Here is a 17,266-nt window from a genome sequence, read left to right as displayed (position 1 = left end):
ATTTATTCATATGATACGCTATCTTGCGCTACAACCTCTTGATCCCTTTTGATAAGGTATCCACCTGTCTCGCCTTCTACAATTTCTAATGAAATCTTTTTATCGATTGTTGAAGTAATTTCAAATTCTTCCACAGGGGGATCAGTTAATTTATGGTTTTTGTCTTGGATGTAGATACGAATAATTTGTGGAACCACTTCCTGTTCCATCTCTCCGTCCTCTTCTCCGTCCTCTCCATCTATTTCTGGAGGTAAATATTCAATGGTTACGGTTTTCACAACTGTCTGAGTCTTCTTTTGCTGAGGTCCTTTAGAAATTACTACCTCTACCGTACTCCCTTTAACTATCTTCACATTAGGTGCAGGGGATTGTTCTACAACTGCTCCCTTTGGAATCTTATCATGATGTACTTCTTTTGTTCTTACGACCTTTATACCTGTACTTGTTGCATATTCGTTAAGGTTTTTTTCATTATATTCCCTTAAGTCTCTTAGTGTAATCATTTCTGGTCCAAGACTAACTTGGAAATAGATGTCAGTTTCTTCTGGTATAATATCTTCTCCAGCTGCAGGTTCTTGCTTTAAGATGGTACCAGCGGAAGCAGAAGAGTATATTTTATCACTATCATCGATACTACGAAATCCTTGCTTTTGTAACAAAGCCTTCACCTGATCAATATCCTGGTTTTCATAGTTACTCATTGCTGATGTTTTTTTACCTTGAGATACGTAAAGATCTACTTCAGTTTCTTTATCGCGCATTTTCCCCTCTTCCGGAGTTGTACGAATAACATGATCCTTTTCAATCTCATCGTCAAATTCCAATATTTGCTCCCCAATGACGAAGCCTTCTGATTCAAGTAGCTTTATGGCAGCCTCTAATTCTAACCCAGCAATAGGTGGAACCTCTATCTTGTCTGGTTTAAACAATCCCGGGAAAGCAATAATGATGATTAATGCAAGTAAAATCAAGCCAGCAATTATCCCTGTTATAACTTTCCATTTTTTTATTTTTTTCTTTGGCTTCTTTGTTGATACTGGTGAAGGAGCCTCCGTAGGTATTTTTTTTGTTTCTGCTACATCCTCGAAAGAAACAGGCTCTTTAATAATAGGAAGCACCTTGGTAGCTCCATCGTCTACCGGTACAACAAATTTTGGTTCATTAGACCTTTCTGGTGACATGGCAGTTGATAAGTCTCTTTCCATTTCCTCAGCAGAACGATATCTATTTCTAGGATCTTTTGCAGTTGCTTTTAATACTACGTTTTCAAGACTTTGTGGGATTGCAGGATTAATTGCTCTAACTGAAGGTGTTTCAGCCTGTAAGTGCTTTAAGGCAATCGAAACAGCTGATTCTCCCGAAAAAGGAAGCTGTCCTGTTAGAAGTTCAAATAATACTATACCTAATGCATATATATCAGATTCTCTAGTTGCTGTGCCCCCACGTGCTTGTTCTGGTGATAAATAATGTACTGTACCTAATACTGAATTGGTCTGCGTATGGGAGGTCGCACTCAATGCCATCGCTATTCCAAAATCAGTTATTTTCACATTTTCTTGCTCGTCCAATAAAATATTCTGGGGTTTAATATCCCGATGAATAATATGATTATTATGTGCATTAGAAATTGCAGAAGTTAACTGTTTCATAATAGTGATTGATTTGATCGGTGAAACCGGTGCATTACTCTGTATGTATTGTTTTAACGTTTCACCTTTTACATGTTCCATAACAATATAATGAATATCTTCATCTTCTCCGACATCATAAATATTGACTATATTAGGGTGTGTAAGGCTTGTTGCAGATAGTGCTTCACGTTGAAAGCGACGACGTAATTCTTCTTCGTTAGAAAAATCATATCGCAATACTTTAATCGCGACATCTCTGTCTAAAATCATGTCATGTGCCAAATAAACATTGGACATGCCGCCTCCACCAATCATTTCTAGCAATTTATATCTGCCGCTAACTCTTTTACCGATTAACATCCTTACACCTCCTCATCCTTGTTTGTTAACAAAATCAGAGAGATATTATCTTCTCCACCTGACTTGTTCGCTTCCTCCACTAATTCATCTCCCATTACTTGAAGAGACTTCTTGGAGTAAAGCAGGCTTTGTATAAAGGAATCACTTAATTTGTTACTTAATCCGTCTGTGCAAAAAAGAAAATAAGAATTAGCGACAAATTCTACCTCAAAAAAATCTGGATGAATAGTTTTTTCTGTTCCGACAGCCTTCATAATTGCATTTTTCATAGGATGAGTTTTTGCTTGCTCTTCATTAATTTCTCCTGAATCGAGCAGTACATTTACAAAAGAGTGATCTCTTGTAATCTGTTGAACCAAATTTTCGGTAATTTGATAAACACGGCTATCTCCTATATGCGCAATAATTCCTTTACTGCCTTTACTGTTTTCAAACAAGCCGGCAATTAATGTAGTCCCCATTCCTTCACAGCCTGTATTTGAGGTAGAATGCTGAGCTATAAGCTGATTTATCGTTTGGAAAGTGTACATTAACCATTCTTTTTCTGGAACAACAGAAGGATTATAAGCATGAAAATATTTTTCAAATTCTGTAATGGCCATTTCACTTGCTACATCCCCGGCATTATGTCCGCCCATTCCGTCTGCAACAACCGCTAATACACGACCATCCTCTCGCTGAAATACACCCACACGATCTTCATTGATCGTTCTTTTCATGCCTACATCAGTTTTAACAACGAACCTCATTTATACCTTCACCTCTTCATAGATAGAGCTCGTTGCAATCAGCTCTGTTTTTGAAAAACTGCTACAAAAAATCCGTCACTTCTTAAGTCTTGAGGAAACAGCTGTAACATACCATCCTCTTCTTGTTGTTTTATATTTTTTACAACGTCTGGAAAAGATTTTAGTTGCATATCTGGGTGATTTTCCAAAAATAGTTTAGCGGTTCCTTCATTTTCTTCCTTATCCACTGTACACGTACTATAAACCATTAATCCATTTGGCTTCAATAGCTTATATGCTTCATCTAACAATTTGAGCTGAATAGGCTTTAATGAATCAAAATCCTTTTCATTTTTTGTGTATTTAATATCTGGCTTTCTTTTCATAACACCTAAACCACTGCAAGGAGCGTCCACTAAAATACGGTCAAATGTTTGCTCTGGGAATAACTCAGAAGCTTTGCGTCCATCCTTTTCAACTGTTTCTATGAAACTAAAGCCCAGCCTTTCCGCATTTTCTTTTACTAGCTTCAATTTATGTTGATGGATATCCATAGCTACAAGCTTACCAGTGTTTTTCATTTTTTCAGCAATATGTGTTGTTTTTCCTCCTGGTGCTGAGCACATATCTAAAACAATCATGCCCGGTTCAGGTTGAAGGGCATACGCTGGGATCATGGAGCTTTCGTCTTGAATCGTAACAAATCCTTTTTGGAAAGCGGTGGTTTTTGCTGCCTGGCCATTAAACAAATAAATACACTCTGGAATAACTTCGCTTTGTGCAACGACATATCCTTCTTGTGTCATCAAATGCATCACTTGCTCTACAGTTCGTTTAAACAAATTGACACGCAAAGTTGTTACTGGTGGCTCATTGTTTTCCTCAAGCATTTTCTTAGTTGTTTCGAAACCATATTCTGATATAAATCGTTTAACCATCCAAAGAGGGTGACTTGTTTCAATAGAAAGACGCTCGACATCGTCCACAATACTTTCTGTCGAACTAACCCCCTCTCGAAGAATTGAACGCAAAATACCGTTCACTACTCCAGAAATTCCTTTATGACCTCTTCTCTTTGCTATATTAACCGCTTCATTCACTGCTGCATGATCAGGAATTCTAGATAAATAATGGATTTGATATAGAGATAATCGAAGAAGCTGTCTAACCCAATCGTCAAGCTTTCCTTTTATAAATGGTTTTAGATAATAATCCAAAGTCATTTTATGCTGAAGTGTTCCATAGGTTAACTCGGTTAACAACGCTCGATCTTTTGGCTCAATATTGTACTTTTCAATTGTCTGATGCAGCAAAAGGTTACTATATGCTTGTTGTTTTTCAACCGCCATTAAAATAGTTAAGGCTGCATCCCTAACATTACCAGTCCATATTTTTTCGTTCTTTTTTGTCATTCAAATTTATCTCCTATTCGCAATTTAGAACCAACGCCACGCAAATAGTCATTTGCAGACATTCTTTTCTTTCCAGCTGGCTGTAGTTCGTCAATTCGAATTGCTTCTTCAGCGCCTGTTTGGACAACAAGGTAATCCGATTCTATTTTTACAACTGTACCTGGCAGTTCATTTGTATTTACTTCTATTATATCCGCTTTCCAAAGCTTCACTGTTTGTCCATCCAATGTTGTATATGCTACTGGCCATGGATGAAGACCACGTATTTGGTTGTGAATTTCTAAAGCAGATTTAGTCCAGTCTATTCTTTCCTGCTCACGTGAAATATTTTTCGCATAGGTCACAAGCGATTCATCTTGTACTATGCGTTCGTTTCGACCTGTGATGATTAGCGGCAAAGTCTCTTTTAAAAGCAGTGTACCTACTTCGCTTAATTTATCAAAAAGAATTCCGGTATCATCTAAATGAGTAATAGGGATTTCACGTTGCGATATAATATCTCCTGCATCTAGCTTTTCTTCCATATACATGATGGTAACCCCGGTTTTATCTTGACCATCTATTATTGCTTGGTGTATTGGAGCTCCTCCACGATAGGAAGGAAGCAAGGAAGCATGCACATTAATACAACCGTATTTTGGAGCCTCTAAGAGCTCCTTCGGCAATATTTGTCCAAAGGCAGCAGTTATGATTAAATCTGGAGCAAGATTAAGTATTTGATTGAGCTCCTCAGAGCCCTTTAACTTGTTAGGTTGAATAATCGGTAATCCAAGTTCTAAAGCCTCTTCCTTTACAGGTGACGGCGTTAAAACTTTTTTTCTTCCAACTGGGCGGTCAGGTTGAGTTACGACTGCACTTACTTCATAACCCTCTTCCACTAGCATGCGTAAAATAGGAGCCGAAAAGGCAGGTGTACCCATAAATACAATGGATGTCATAGCTCTTCCTCCAGTTCATTCTCCAATTCTTCCACATCAACATAACGAGTAATTTTAGTAGTGAATAGAACCCCGTGTAGATGATCAATTTCATGAAGGATTGCTCTTGCTTCATAGTCCTCTGCCTCTAACTCATATAAAGCGCCATCACGATCCTGTGCCTCTACCTTCACATAAAAAGGTCGCTCCACCTCTCCATAAATATCCGGGAAGCTTAAACAGCCTTCAACTTCTACTTCTGATCCACCTATTTCGACGACTTCTGGATTGACCATTTCGATCACCTCTTGTCCTTCTCCTAGATCCACGATAGCCACTTGAATCGTTTCGCCGACCTGTGGCGCAGCAAGACCAATTCCATCTGAGGCGATCATCGTGTCATACATATCATCCAATAAATTTGCAAGCTTCTCATCAAATACATGAACCTCTTCACATTTTTTAGTCAATAAATCATTTGGGTGTGTAATAATATTTCTAATTGCCATTTCTTAGTCCTCTTTTCAAACAGCCTATAAAATTGTGGATGGGTCAAGGTCTACCGTAAGCACGATACCTTTTTTTATCCACTCCGTACGATAAATTTTAATCAGTTGCTGTAGTTTTTCGATTAATAGTGGTTCTTTTTTGTATTTTATCAAACATTGGTAACGATATCTATTTTGTATCTTGCTTATTGCGCTTGCTGTTGGTCCTATTACCATACTCGTGCTTGATAAATTATCTCTTAACCAATCGGTAGCAAGTTTCGCATATTCAGCTGCAAGGAGTACATTTTCATGAGTCACTTGCACAAGTGTTACGAAATAGAAGGGTGGATATTCATATTGCTTACGCATGATCATTTCATTGTGATAAAAAGGCTCGTACAACTGATCCTTTGAGTACTCTATCGCATAGTGCTCTGGAGTATATGTTTGAATATATACAACTCCTTCTTTATCATGCCTTCCTGCTCTACCACTAACCTGCGTCATAAGCTGAAACGTCTTTTCAGCAGCCCGAAAATCTGCAATATGCAAAGTTGTATCTGCATTTAAAACCCCGACTAAAGTAATATTAGGAAAGTCCAATCCCTTGGCTATCATTTGTGTACCTAATAAAATATCTGCTTCGCCATCGCCAAACTTTTTAAGTATACGTTCATGTGATCCCTTTGTCCTTGTAGTATCCACATCCATACGCAATACTCTGGCATAAGGAAATAATTTAGTTATTTCCTCTTCAACTTTTTGTGTACCCGTACCAAAAAAACGGATGTGCTCACTTTGACATTCAGGGCACTCTTGGGGCACAGGCTCCTCATGTCCACAATAGTGACATTTTAATCGCTCGCCTTCTCGATGGTAGGTTAAGGAAATATCACATTGGTCGCATTCTACAACTGTCCCACAATCTCTACAAAGTACAAAGGAAGAGAACCCTCTTTTGTTAAGGAATAATACAATTTGTTCCTTCATTTCTAATTTTTCTCGAATTGCATCTGCTAAAGGTAGACTAAACATGGAACGATTGCCACTTTTCAGTTCCGCGCGCATATCCACTATGTTAACTGTTGGAAGAGCCTGCTCTTTTGCTCTCATGCTTAACGATAATAGTGTATAAACTCCCTTTGATGCACGTGCATATGATTCTAATGAGGGGGTGGCACTACCTAAAATAACGGGGCATTTGTGAAACTCACTTCTCCAAATTGCCACATCTCTAGCATGATAGCGAGGTGTGTCCTCCTGTTTATAAGAGGACTCATGCTCCTCATCTAAAATAATGACACCTAAATTCTTAAATGGAGCAAATACTGCGGATCTTGCCCCGACAACAACCATAACTTCACCACGCCAAATTTTGCGCCACTCATCAAATTTCTCTCCGGTAGATAAACCGCTATGCATGACAGCCACCTGATCACCAAAGCGAAGCTTGAAACGGCGTGTCATTTGAGGTGTCAAGGAAATTTCAGGTACTAGCATTATTGCCTGTTTTCCTTCTGCTATAGATTTTTCAATTGCATGTAAGTAGATTTCTGTTTTACCACTGCCAGTAATGCCATGAAGTAGGAAAGTTGTATTCTCTTCGTTGTTTTGAGCTTTAGTTATATGAGATAATGCTGTTTCCTGTTCAACTGTTAGCTGAACGTGATTGTCACGATCCTGATAATCGAGCGAAGTAATCTCTCGATACACTTCTTCTTGCTCTTTCACTAATATTTTTTTATTAATAAGAGTATTGACGGTAGCATTACTAACATTTGCAGCCTGAATTAATTCCTGCATTGTAAATGAGTTTTTTTCTTGAGCTAATAGCCACTCGATTAACTCTTTTTGTCTCACTGCTTGTTTTGTGAGTTTATTGAGCTGGCCAACAACAAAATCCTTATCATCTACAAGCGTATATTTAGTAACTGTTTTGACCCTTGCTTGTTGCTTGATAACATTTTCGAGCTCTAAACTTCCTTCAGTTAAATGCTTTTTCATCATCTTTAGCATTCCCGATTTTTCAAAAGCTTCATAAGGAAGCACTTCTTTTCTACCAAAAAGCTCTAGAATCTCTTTTTCCAATTGGGTGGGGTCTACAATTTTAATATTTTTTTTATAAGACGCTCGCAATGCTGCGGGAAGCATTACTTGAAGTGCATCAATTTCATAGCAGAGAGTTTTCTTTGTCATCCACTTGGATAATTTGAGCAGTTCCTCTGTAATAACTGGCTCTACATCTATTATAGATTGAACTTCCTTTAGCTTCGATCTATCTACTTCTGTTTCTCGTTTTATATTCGTGATAAATCCTTGCACTTTTCGATTACCGAAAGGAACATGGACACGGCTTCCTCGCTCCACTAAATCCTCTAAATGCCCTGGCACTACATAATCAAATGGCCGATCAATAGGATATGCAGCTACGTCAACTATGACCTCTACAATCATAGAGCCTCATCTTTTTCAAGCTCAATAATAGTGTGAAATAACTGAAGAGCAAGCTCCTTCTTACTGTTTTGAGGGAAATGAACTTCTATATCGTTCTTTCCAACCAGCGTAACAGAATTAGTTTCTGTCCCAAAACCTGAACCCTCTTCAGTAACATCATTAGCTATTATATAGTCTGCATTCTTCTTCTCTAATTTACCTTTAGCATAATGGACTACATCATTCGTTTCAGCTGCAAAACCAACTAGTATTTGATGTGATTTACGTTTTCCAAGCTCTGACAATATATCCGTAGTTTTTTCAAGAGCTATAGTGACTTCACCATCTTTTTTCTTCATCTTTTGAGGGTGTATTTCTTTCGCTTTATAATCAGCTACTGCAGCTGTTTTGACTATAATTGATGCACTATCAAAATGCTCCAGTACTGCAACAAACATGTCTTCAGTACTTTCAACATTAACTACCTTAACATTCCTTGGCGCTTCTATAGCAACTGGACCCGAAACGAGAATAGTCTCTGCACCTAGCCTAGATGCAGCCTCTGCCATTGCATAACCCATTTTTCCGCTAGAAAAATTAGTCAAAAAGCGGACTGGATCTAATTTTTCTCTAGTTGGACCAGCGGTGACAACTACTCTTTTACCTTTTAAAGGCAAATCACAAGGTGCAAAATGTTCTTCCACTAGCTTAACTATTTTTTCTGGCTCCTCTAGTCTTCCCTTACCAATATAACCACATGCTAAAAAGCCTTCAGATGGCTCGATAAATGAATAACCGTCGTTTGAAAGCTTTTCAATATTACGTTTTACTGCAGGATTGTCGTACATATGTACATTCATAGCAGGTGCGATCCAAACATCTGCGGTAGTTGCTAAAAGGGTAGTGGTCACCATATTATCAGCAATTCCATTTGCTAACTTTGCGATAGTATTAGCTGTTGCAGGAGCAACAATAACTAAATCTGCCCAGTCTGCTAAATCTATATGGGCAATGACTTTAGAGTTTTTTTCATCAAACGTGTCAAAGTAAACATCATTTCGTGACATCGCCTGAAAACTTAAAGGCTTTACAAATTCCATAGCGGATTCTGTCATAATCACTTTTACTTCAGCTCCAGCCTGTGAAAGCTTGCTTACTAAAGCAACCGCTTTATAAACAGCTATACCTCCCGTAACACAAACAAGAATTCTTTTAGAAGTTAACATTATTAATCCCCTCTCTAAACAACAACCTCCCAAAGAACAGATACATTCTTTGGGAGGTGTCTTCATCATCCGATTAGCCTTGCGGGTTTACTCCTAAGGTATCCGTCGAGGCTTTTAACAATTCCTTTAGCTAACAATATCTAAGCTAAATGAAGGTTATTTTATACTTCGTCCTCGTATACAGCGTTTTCGTTAGCTGATTCGATTTTAAGTTCGCCAGCTGCTACTTCTTCTAACGCTTTTCCAACTTGTTTTGCAGAAACGTAGATGCCGAGACGCTCTCCACCCTCTTCTTGCAATTGACGTGCTCTCTTAGAAGCAACGCTTACTAATGAATATTTTGAATCGATTTGATTTTTTAATGAATCTACTGATGGATATAACATTTAAAATTCCCCTTCCAACATGGATAAATATCTTTTTTCTACACGTTCGCGCCGACAATGCTCTGCAGCAACAATTGCATTAATCTTTGAACAAGCTTTTGTTACTTCATCATTCTCCACGACATAATCATACAGATGCATCATCTCTAGTTCCTGCCTTGCAGCAAGAATACGTGAATTGATGACATCTTCTGTTTCAGTTCCTCTACCTATTAAACGTTGCTCCAACTCACTCAAGCTAGGAGGTGCAAGGAATATAAAAAGCGCATCTGGTGCTTTTTCACGTACCAATGCAGCTCCTTGGACTTCAATTTCTAAAAAGACATCTCGACCTGAGTCAAGCGTTTCATTCACATAATCGATTGGGGTTCCATAGTAATTCCCTACGTAAGAGGCATACTCTAACAACTTACCTTGCTCAATTAACTCTTCGAATTCTTCTTTCTTTTTAAAGAAATAATCCACACCATCTACTTCACCTTCGCGCGGAAGTCTTGTCGTCATAGATATGGAATATTCGTAGTTTGTTCCCGGTTCCGAGAATAATTCTTTTCTCACTGTCCCTTTACCAACTCCGGATGGACCTGATAATACGATTAGTATACCTTTTTCTCTTCGCATAAAATCTCCTTCAATTACATGCTATCTCAGACTGCTAACTTTAATACATACTTTACTGATTATAACACAAGTCCTCTATAAAATGATAAGATTAAAAGAAAAGCAAAGACTTGTTTGTTACTTTTATAATGTAACAATGACTTTTTACTTTTTTTCTAGTCTTTTTTATAAAAGTAGAGCTAGATGAATCACTTTAAAGATTAGCAAATTAGACAGATATACATCTCTCACAATTATAGCTAGCACTCGATTGATAAAAAAATGTTTTTGAAAGAGGAATTATTATGGCTTTTGATGGATTATTTACTATCTCAATGACAACTGAATTACAACAAATAGTAACAGGCCGTATTTCTAAAATACACCAGCCAAACGCTCAGGAAATATTAATGCAAGTCCGTGCTCAAGGAAAGAATTTCAAATTACTGTTTTCTGTTCATCCTTCATACTCGCGCATACAAATTACACATGAGACAATCGATAACCCATCTTCTCCCCCAATGTTTTGCATGGTACTTCGCAAGCATTTAGAAGGAGGAATCATCACCGCAGTACGCCAGCATGAAACGGACCGCATTATTGTCCTTGAAATACTCGGAAAAAATGAGATAGGTGATGAGATTACACGTGAGATTCATATGGAGGTTATGGGTCGTCATAGTAATCTACTTTTAATAGACCCTAGCAGAAATCTTATATTAGAAAGCATAAAACACTTATCACCATCTATGAACAGCTATCGGACGATTTTACCTGGTCAACCCTATATCTCGCCACCATCTCAGAACAAGCTCAACCCACTAGTATATTCAGAGGACCTGAAAAATGTGATTCTTTCGGTTCAGGATTCTAAAGAAATAGTTGAGCAAATTTCGGGTTTTTCTCCACTTCATGCCAAGGAATTACTTCATCGTATGGATGGCGTTTCTGATCGTCTAATGATATATAAATCATTTATGGACGAATTTGTAAAAGGTGGAATCGCTAAGCAAATTGTAGAGGTAAATGGTAAAACATATTACTCTCCGAACGCACTTACTCATTTGGATGGAGATAAATTCAATGAACAAACACTAGGTAATTTACTAGATCGCGTTTATTTTGCTAAGGCTGAACGTGACAGAGTGAAGCAGCAGGCAGGAGACTTGGAAAGATGGCTCCAAAACGAACTAAATAAGCTAAAACTAAAAATGAAAAAACTCCAGAAGGATTTCGAGCAGGCCGAAAGATTAGATACATTCCAATTATACGGTGAATTACTGATGGCGAATGCTTACGCGATCGAAAAAGGGTTGTCTGAGGTTGAGCTCGTTAACTATTACGATGAAACACAAGGAACAATAGTTATCCCTTTAGATAGTAGAAAGACGGCTACACAGAATGCACAGAGCTACTATAGCCGCTATACAAAAGCTAAAACTGCCTTATTAAAAATTGAACAGCAATTTGAAATTACTAAAGAAGATATCGACTATTTTGAATTGCTACTTCAGCAAGTGATGCAAGCCTCTCCAACGGATATAGAGGAAATCCGAGAAGAATTGATGGAGCAGGGATTACTAAAAATGCGTGCTTCAAAAAAGAAGAAAAAGCCGGTAAAACCAACACCTGAAAAGTATATAGCTTCAGATGGCACAGAAATTTCTGTTGGAAAGAACAATAAACAAAACGACTATGTTACCTTCAAACTAGCGAAGAAATCAGACACATGGCTGCATACAAAGGATATACCTGGTTCCCACGTAGTTATACATTCTGATAAACCATCAGAAATTGCATTGTCAGAAGCAGCTAACCTCGCAGCATATTATAGTAAAGCACGTGAATCTTCCTCAGTACCAGTTGATTACACAGTTGTAAAACAAGTAAAAAAGCCAAATGGCTCAAAACCTGGATTTGTCATTTATTTTGAACAAACTACCCTGTTCGTTACTCCAGACGAGGAGAAAATAAGACAGATGAAAAGATAATTTAGAAACGACTGATAGGGCTATCCCTGCCAGTCGTTTTTTTAGTCTAATACATCAATAAAACACACAAATATTTTCAGAATTATATCTCATAACCTTTGATAATAGAATAAAGTAATAGTAAATTAGTAGAAATATAATTTTAATAAACTAGGAGGCAAATTCTATGACATTTCAAACCGCTGATTTATGTGATGATTATTCAAATGAGCTACAGGTAATAGGTTCCGAATTTAAATCTTACGGTAAAATCCATAGCTTTTCTGGCCCTATTTGTACCGTTAAAGTTTTTGAGGACAATGTGTTAGTAAGTCATGCTTTAGAAAGCATTCCAGCAGGTAATGTTTTAGTAATCGATGGAGGGGGATCTAAAAAGTGCGCTCTATTGGGAGATCGGCTAGCAAGGACTGCCGAAAGTCGAAATTTAGCCGGAATTATTATAAATGGCTGTATTCGAGATTCTAAAGATTTGTCTCTGCTAGATATTGGAATACTAGCACTTGGAAGCAATCCTTTAAAAAGTAAAAAAGAAGGGACCGGTGAAGAAGATATCCCATTGTTTTTCTTAGGGGTTGATTGGCATCCAGGAGATTATGTTTATGTCGATGAGGATGGCCTAGTTATTTCTAAGAGAAAATTGATTGACTAAACAACAGCGGTCGAAATATATTTTGGCCGCTTTGTATTGTTTAAAAAGTCATCTTACATTCCCTACATACATATACTTTTAAGATGTATAGAATGAAGTGGAGGAAAGGCATGGATGTTTTTGTAAGACAAGGGGATTCCCTTTATTATTATAGTCAGTTGTTTAATATTCCACTACAGTTAATTCTCGATTCTAACCAAAGCGTAAACCCTCAACAAATTCCATTAGGTCAGCGTATACAAGTCCCTGGATACGTAGGATTGGATTACCAAATCAGACGAGGAGAATCTCTGTGGGCGCTTGCTCAAAGTCGAAATGTTTCAGTAGATGAAATTCTTTTAGCTAACCCCAATATTGATCCAAGCTCTTTGCAGATTGGTCAAACAATTAAAATTCCCCTAAGAATTACATGGAGAGTCGTTAATGGTAAACAAAATTACGACTACGAGGCATTGTCTATCGATATTAGACGCCTCCAAACAGTGTATCCATTTATTAAAGTTTCTTCGATTGGCAGCTCTGTTATGGGCAAAGACCTCCAAGAAATTATAATCGGCAATGGAAACAAGCGAGTCCATTATGATGGGTCCTTCCACGCAAATGAATGGATCACCACACCAATTATTATGACTTTTTTAAATGACTATTTGCTCTCTTTGACAAGTCAAGGTTCGATTAGAGGGATTCTTACAACACCATTATATGAGCAAACCTTCCTTTCTATAGTGCCGATGGTCAATCCAGACGGTGTAAACTTAGTCATTAATGGTCCTCCAACTGAGGAGCCATATAGAAGCAACGTTACCGAATGGAATAGCGGAAGTACTAACTTTTCTGGATGGAAGGCCAATATAAACGGTGTAGACTTAAATGATCAGTTTCCCGCACTATGGGAGCTAGAAAGAGATAGAAACCCTAAAACTCCCGGACCGAGAGATTACGGTGGAGAAAGCCCCCTTTCTGAACCAGAGGCAATCGCAATGGCTGATTTAACTAGAAAAAGAGACTTTGCTCGAGTACTCCCTTTTCACACACAAGGCCAAGTCATATATTGGGGTTTTGAAGATCTTCAGCCTCCTGAAAACGAGGTCCTCGCTATTCAATTTGGTGAAGCTAGCGGCTATATTCCTGTAGAAACAACTAATAGCTATGCTGGCTATAAAGACTGGTTCATACAAGATTGGAGGAGGCCAGGATTCACTATTGAGCTTGGCATTGGTACCAATCCCCTTCCACTATCTCAATTTGATGAAATTTATGAGGACGCACTAGGAATCTTTCTATCAGCCTTATATTTGTAAGCAAAAATCCGGTTTCCTTTTGCGAAACCGGATTAAGTGCTTTAACCTATGAATACGACAATATAATTTCTATTTGGTTATATATTCTTTCTCTAAAATCCATTTTTTAATAACAATTGCAGTTTGTTCTGGTTCATCCCATTGAAGCATATGTCCTGAATGTTCCATAGCAATAATGGTTACGTCTTTGATAGCTGTTTCTATCTGATGTATACCTAGTAAACGAGCTTTATCTAAAAACTTCGGATAGGTTGCGTGAATAAGCAATAATGGAGCACGTATGGATGGATAGGTATCGGCAAAAGGCTCTAGGAAGAAAGCTTTTATAATCGATATGACCGTATATTTAGTTGAGATTAAAGTATATCGATTCTCTTCTTTTCGAAAAAGTGAACTTACAAACTCCTCCTTTTCATTATTCCATTGTTTTGTATAAGTCTTGTATTCCTTTATAATAGTATCCCAATCTACTAATGTGGAATTATCCATATATGTATCCCATCCACTTAACGCTACGTCAAATGTCATTTCTGGTTGATTCACAGGAAATGTAAATCCTCCATCCAACAAAATAATCCCTAATAGATCCGTAGGATGATACCGTGTATAATGAAGTGCTAAATCAGCTCCCCAGGAGTGACCCATTATATAAAAAGGCTTTATAGTAATTTGTTTAATAACTTTTTGCAACCACTGTGCCAATGAAGAAAATAAATAATCGTCTTCTCCCTTTAAAGAGCTCGAGCCACCATGACCAGGAAGATCCAACATGATAAGATGAAAATCCTTGTCTAATAGAACAGATAACTCACTGTATGTGTAAATAGAGTTCCCAGCCAGTCCATGTAGACAAATAATTAAAGGATTTCGTTTATCACCAGCTTCATAGTAATTAATAATATTTCTTCTATCTATTAATAGTTGTTTATCCTTCAAGCACTCACTCCCTATCTTCATCTCCTGTATATATTCGATTTAAATATAGAGATACCCTCTTCTAAAATAATAATATGAGGCTGGAAAATGAGTAGTTTAATGCTAGTTAAAAATGCCGGGAATTGATTCTTGTTATAATTTCTAACCAAAAGGACACTTCATTCTGAGTGATTTTCTTGTTTCGTAAATATTAATTTAAGTGAAGTTGTCCTCTTTTATACCTGAAATTATGTACAGTTTTCACTTGATGTCGAAGAAAACTATAGTTGTTCGGAGCGAAGACGGCGACACCTAGGGGACAAGCTCGCAGGAGAGACTAAAGGCTCGACCCATGCCCCAGGAAAGCTGCCGCCGCAACGGAGAACAACGGCTATGCAGTAGAAAAAAGCCCTAAAAATTAACTAATCGATAAATTTTTAGGGCGTATAAATTTTTATGTTGGATTTTGACCCGTCCACTTACTTGAATCTCTTTTATTTCGCTCATATTCTTGCAAAGCGATGGTAGACATCGTTTAACGTCTCGCAGCCAACCTCTTTTGCTTTATTCACATAAATACTCCATAGCTTAGCAGTCATTTTAGCATCTCCTAGAGCATGATGGCGTCCAATTACTGGAATATTATTATAATCACACAAATCTTCTAATGCTATTATATTCAAATTAGGCTCTATTACTTTTAAAAGAAAAGATGTATCTACAATCCGATGCTTAAATGGTGTTCGAAATAAGGTTGAACTGGTATGTTCCATAAAGTTCCTTTCATGTGTAGCATGATGAGCAACCAAGGTGCTATTTTGTTTAAATTGAAGAAACTTAATAAATACCTCCTCAAGTGACAATGCATCCCTTAATTGTTCATTTGTAATGCCAGTTAATTGAACAATTTCATCAGGAATTTCTCGTTTGACATGTACAAGAGAATAAAAAAAATCTTCTTCTATAATCTTTTCCCCTGTCATTTTAATAGCTCCAATAGAAATGATGCAATCACCTTTTTCAGGAAAGAAGCCCGTTGTTTCAATATCAAAGACTACAACATTTAAATTCTCCAAAGGGATATTCAGCACATCTTGAGTTATTTCCTTTTGCAAATTACGTAAAAATGCCATTTGCTGAGCATTTTGTACGTCACTAATACCCACATTTGTCCGCTTCCCTTGTAGCCCTCTCAATATTTGCATAAACGGTTCAAAAGCCATCGCCAACCAACACCCTTTATTTCATTAACTTATACTAGTTAGTTCAATTACTTCCGCATGTAGCCTTTTTCCATCCTTTAATATTCTTTTCATATTTTGCAGTTGTTCCTTGTTTAAGTTGTTTATATTTAAGTAATGCGTATCCTCATATTCTTCTTTTTGAAGTAAAATCATCCGGTATTTTAATAACTCCATGAAATTTTTTTCGCAATTTTGAAGCATTTTTTTATAATCATTTAGCCTAGTCAATTGATTCATCCTATTTAAAGTAGAGGTCTCCAAAACACATTCCTTTATCGACAATAAGCGCACTGCGTTTACATATGGCAAAAAAGCTGCGTACTTAAAATTCACATTTCCTTGATAGGGTCCATGTCTTTCTACCAATATTTGACCAAAAGGACCAATCACATTTTTTATATGCTTTATATTGGAGGAGAAGCGTGGAAGGGTGGAAGGATGTTGCCGTACGAATTCACAAATAATAGATTTTAATTGATGTGTATAACTTTGATTGCCGTACAATGCTCTTGCATCAAAGAATATTTGTAGATATCTAATAGCTTCCCATCCTTCATCACTCAACCAATCACCCAATTGTTCTTGCCACTGCTCAAACGATTTGCACCACATAGGATTGGAACTCATAATATTCCCTTTACAATAAGGATAACCCACTACGTACAGGCCAAGCGCAAGCTCATCTCCCAGTGTTTTAAAATAAGTATCATTTTTTTCACTCGACCATTCGTATACAATTCCATGGTCTTGGTCACTGATCAAGCCTTGCTCTTTTCTCCCACCACTCCCCGTGATGAACCACGTAAAATCACAAGGAGGTGTTCCTGCCGTGGTTTTAGCAACATCCATTACTTTGTGCATTACTTGATCATGAAAAACATTGAGAGAAATGGTATCTTTCAAATAGGACATTATTTGCCGGTCCTTCCATTCTCTTATGGATTCATATGTTTCCACGACCACACTCCCTTTAAGCAAAAAG

Annotated in this window: 15 protein-coding genes; 3 read left to right on the top strand and 12 right to left on the bottom strand. The window is 37.4% G+C overall.

Annotation, left to right across the window (positions count from 1 at the left end; genetic code table 11):
- Positions 1-2 precede the first annotated feature (2 nt).
- The 9 genes from pknB to gmk form a co-directional block, all read right to left on the bottom strand.
- Positions 3-1,991, bottom strand: a complete 1,989-nt coding sequence (pknB, locus tag MHB55_RS06830) for a Stk1 family PASTA domain-containing Ser/Thr kinase (protein ID WP_144538012.1) — start codon at positions 1,989-1,991, stop codon at positions 3-5.
- A gap of 2 nt (positions 1,992-1,993) precedes the next feature.
- Entirely contained in the window at positions 1,994-2,740 is a 747-nt protein-coding gene (locus tag MHB55_RS06825) for a Stp1/IreP family PP2C-type Ser/Thr phosphatase (RefSeq protein ID WP_340862875.1), read from the bottom strand.
- A gap of 38 nt (positions 2,741-2,778) precedes the next feature.
- Positions 2,779-4,131 (bottom strand): 16S rRNA (cytosine(967)-C(5))-methyltransferase RsmB, encoded by a 1,353-nt coding sequence (rsmB, locus tag MHB55_RS06820; RefSeq protein WP_340862874.1) that lies wholly within the window; start codon positions 4,129-4,131, stop codon positions 2,779-2,781.
- Positions 4,128-5,069, bottom strand: a complete 942-nt coding sequence (gene fmt, locus MHB55_RS06815; protein ID WP_340862873.1) for a methionyl-tRNA formyltransferase — start codon at positions 5,067-5,069, stop codon at positions 4,128-4,130. Before fmt ends, rsmB begins: the two co-directional genes overlap by 4 nt.
- Positions 5,066-5,557 (bottom strand): peptide deformylase, encoded by a 492-nt coding sequence (gene def, locus MHB55_RS06810; RefSeq protein WP_144538008.1) that lies wholly within the window; start codon positions 5,555-5,557, stop codon positions 5,066-5,068. Before def ends, fmt begins: the two co-directional genes overlap by 4 nt.
- 24 nt (positions 5,558-5,581) lie before the next feature.
- Entirely contained in the window at positions 5,582-7,993 is a 2,412-nt protein-coding gene (gene priA, locus MHB55_RS06805) for a primosomal protein N' (RefSeq protein WP_340862872.1), read from the bottom strand.
- Positions 7,990-9,198: a bifunctional phosphopantothenoylcysteine decarboxylase/phosphopantothenate--cysteine ligase CoaBC gene (gene coaBC / locus MHB55_RS06800; RefSeq protein ID WP_340862871.1), complete on the bottom strand. Its 1,209-nt coding sequence runs from the start codon at positions 9,196-9,198 to the stop codon at positions 7,990-7,992. The genes priA and coaBC overlap by 4 nt, the downstream gene beginning before the upstream one ends.
- A 161-nt stretch (positions 9,199-9,359) precedes the next feature.
- The gene (gene rpoZ, locus MHB55_RS06795; protein WP_144538005.1) at positions 9,360-9,584 is read right to left on the bottom strand and encodes a DNA-directed RNA polymerase subunit omega; all 225 of its coding nucleotides are present in this window, start codon (positions 9,582-9,584) and stop codon (positions 9,360-9,362) included.
- Positions 9,585-10,205 (bottom strand): guanylate kinase, encoded by a 621-nt coding sequence (gmk, locus tag MHB55_RS06790; protein WP_144538004.1) that lies wholly within the window; start codon positions 10,203-10,205, stop codon positions 9,585-9,587.
- 284 nt (positions 10,206-10,489) lie between these two features.
- On the opposite strand from gmk, the gene MHB55_RS06785 reads away from it, so the two are divergent.
- The 3 genes from MHB55_RS06785 (at position 10,490) to MHB55_RS06775 (ending at position 14,125) form a co-directional block, all read left to right on the top strand.
- Positions 10,490-12,175 carry an Rqc2 family fibronectin-binding protein gene (locus MHB55_RS06785; RefSeq protein ID WP_154311153.1) on the top strand — a complete coding sequence of 562 codons (1,686 nt, stop codon included), beginning with the start codon at positions 10,490-10,492 and terminating at the stop codon, positions 12,173-12,175.
- Between the two features lie 166 nt (positions 12,176-12,341).
- Entirely contained in the window at positions 12,342-12,824 is a 483-nt protein-coding gene (gene rraA, locus MHB55_RS06780) for a ribonuclease E activity regulator RraA (protein ID WP_340862870.1), read from the top strand.
- Positions 12,825-12,934: 110 nt separating this feature from the next.
- Positions 12,935-14,125 (top strand): M14 family metallopeptidase, encoded by a 1,191-nt coding sequence (locus tag MHB55_RS06775; RefSeq protein WP_340862869.1) that lies wholly within the window; start codon positions 12,935-12,937, stop codon positions 14,123-14,125.
- 69 nt (positions 14,126-14,194) lie between these two features.
- Here MHB55_RS06775 and MHB55_RS06770 read toward each other — a convergent pair whose 3' ends face one another.
- From MHB55_RS06770 to MHB55_RS06760, 3 genes are all read right to left on the bottom strand, one after another.
- Complete coding sequence (locus MHB55_RS06770; protein WP_340862868.1) at positions 14,195-15,061, bottom strand: alpha/beta fold hydrolase; 867 nt, start codon at positions 15,059-15,061, stop codon at positions 14,195-14,197.
- Positions 15,062-15,543: 482 nt separating this feature from the next.
- Positions 15,544-16,263 carry an exonuclease domain-containing protein gene (locus MHB55_RS06765; protein WP_154311157.1) on the bottom strand — a complete coding sequence of 240 codons (720 nt, stop codon included), beginning with the start codon at positions 16,261-16,263 and terminating at the stop codon, positions 15,544-15,546.
- Between the two features lie 24 nt (positions 16,264-16,287).
- A complete protein-coding gene (locus MHB55_RS06760; RefSeq protein WP_154311158.1) occupies positions 16,288-17,241 on the bottom strand; it encodes a DUF294 nucleotidyltransferase-like domain-containing protein in 954 nt (317 codons plus the stop codon).
- Positions 17,242-17,266: the final 25 nt, after the last annotated feature.

The sequence above is a fragment of the Psychrobacillus sp. FSL K6-1267 genome, from assembly GCF_038003265.1.
GTDB lineage: Bacteria > Bacillota > Bacilli > Bacillales_A > Planococcaceae > Psychrobacillus > Psychrobacillus faecigallinarum.
This window is presented reverse-complemented; position numbering and strand designations above follow the sequence as displayed.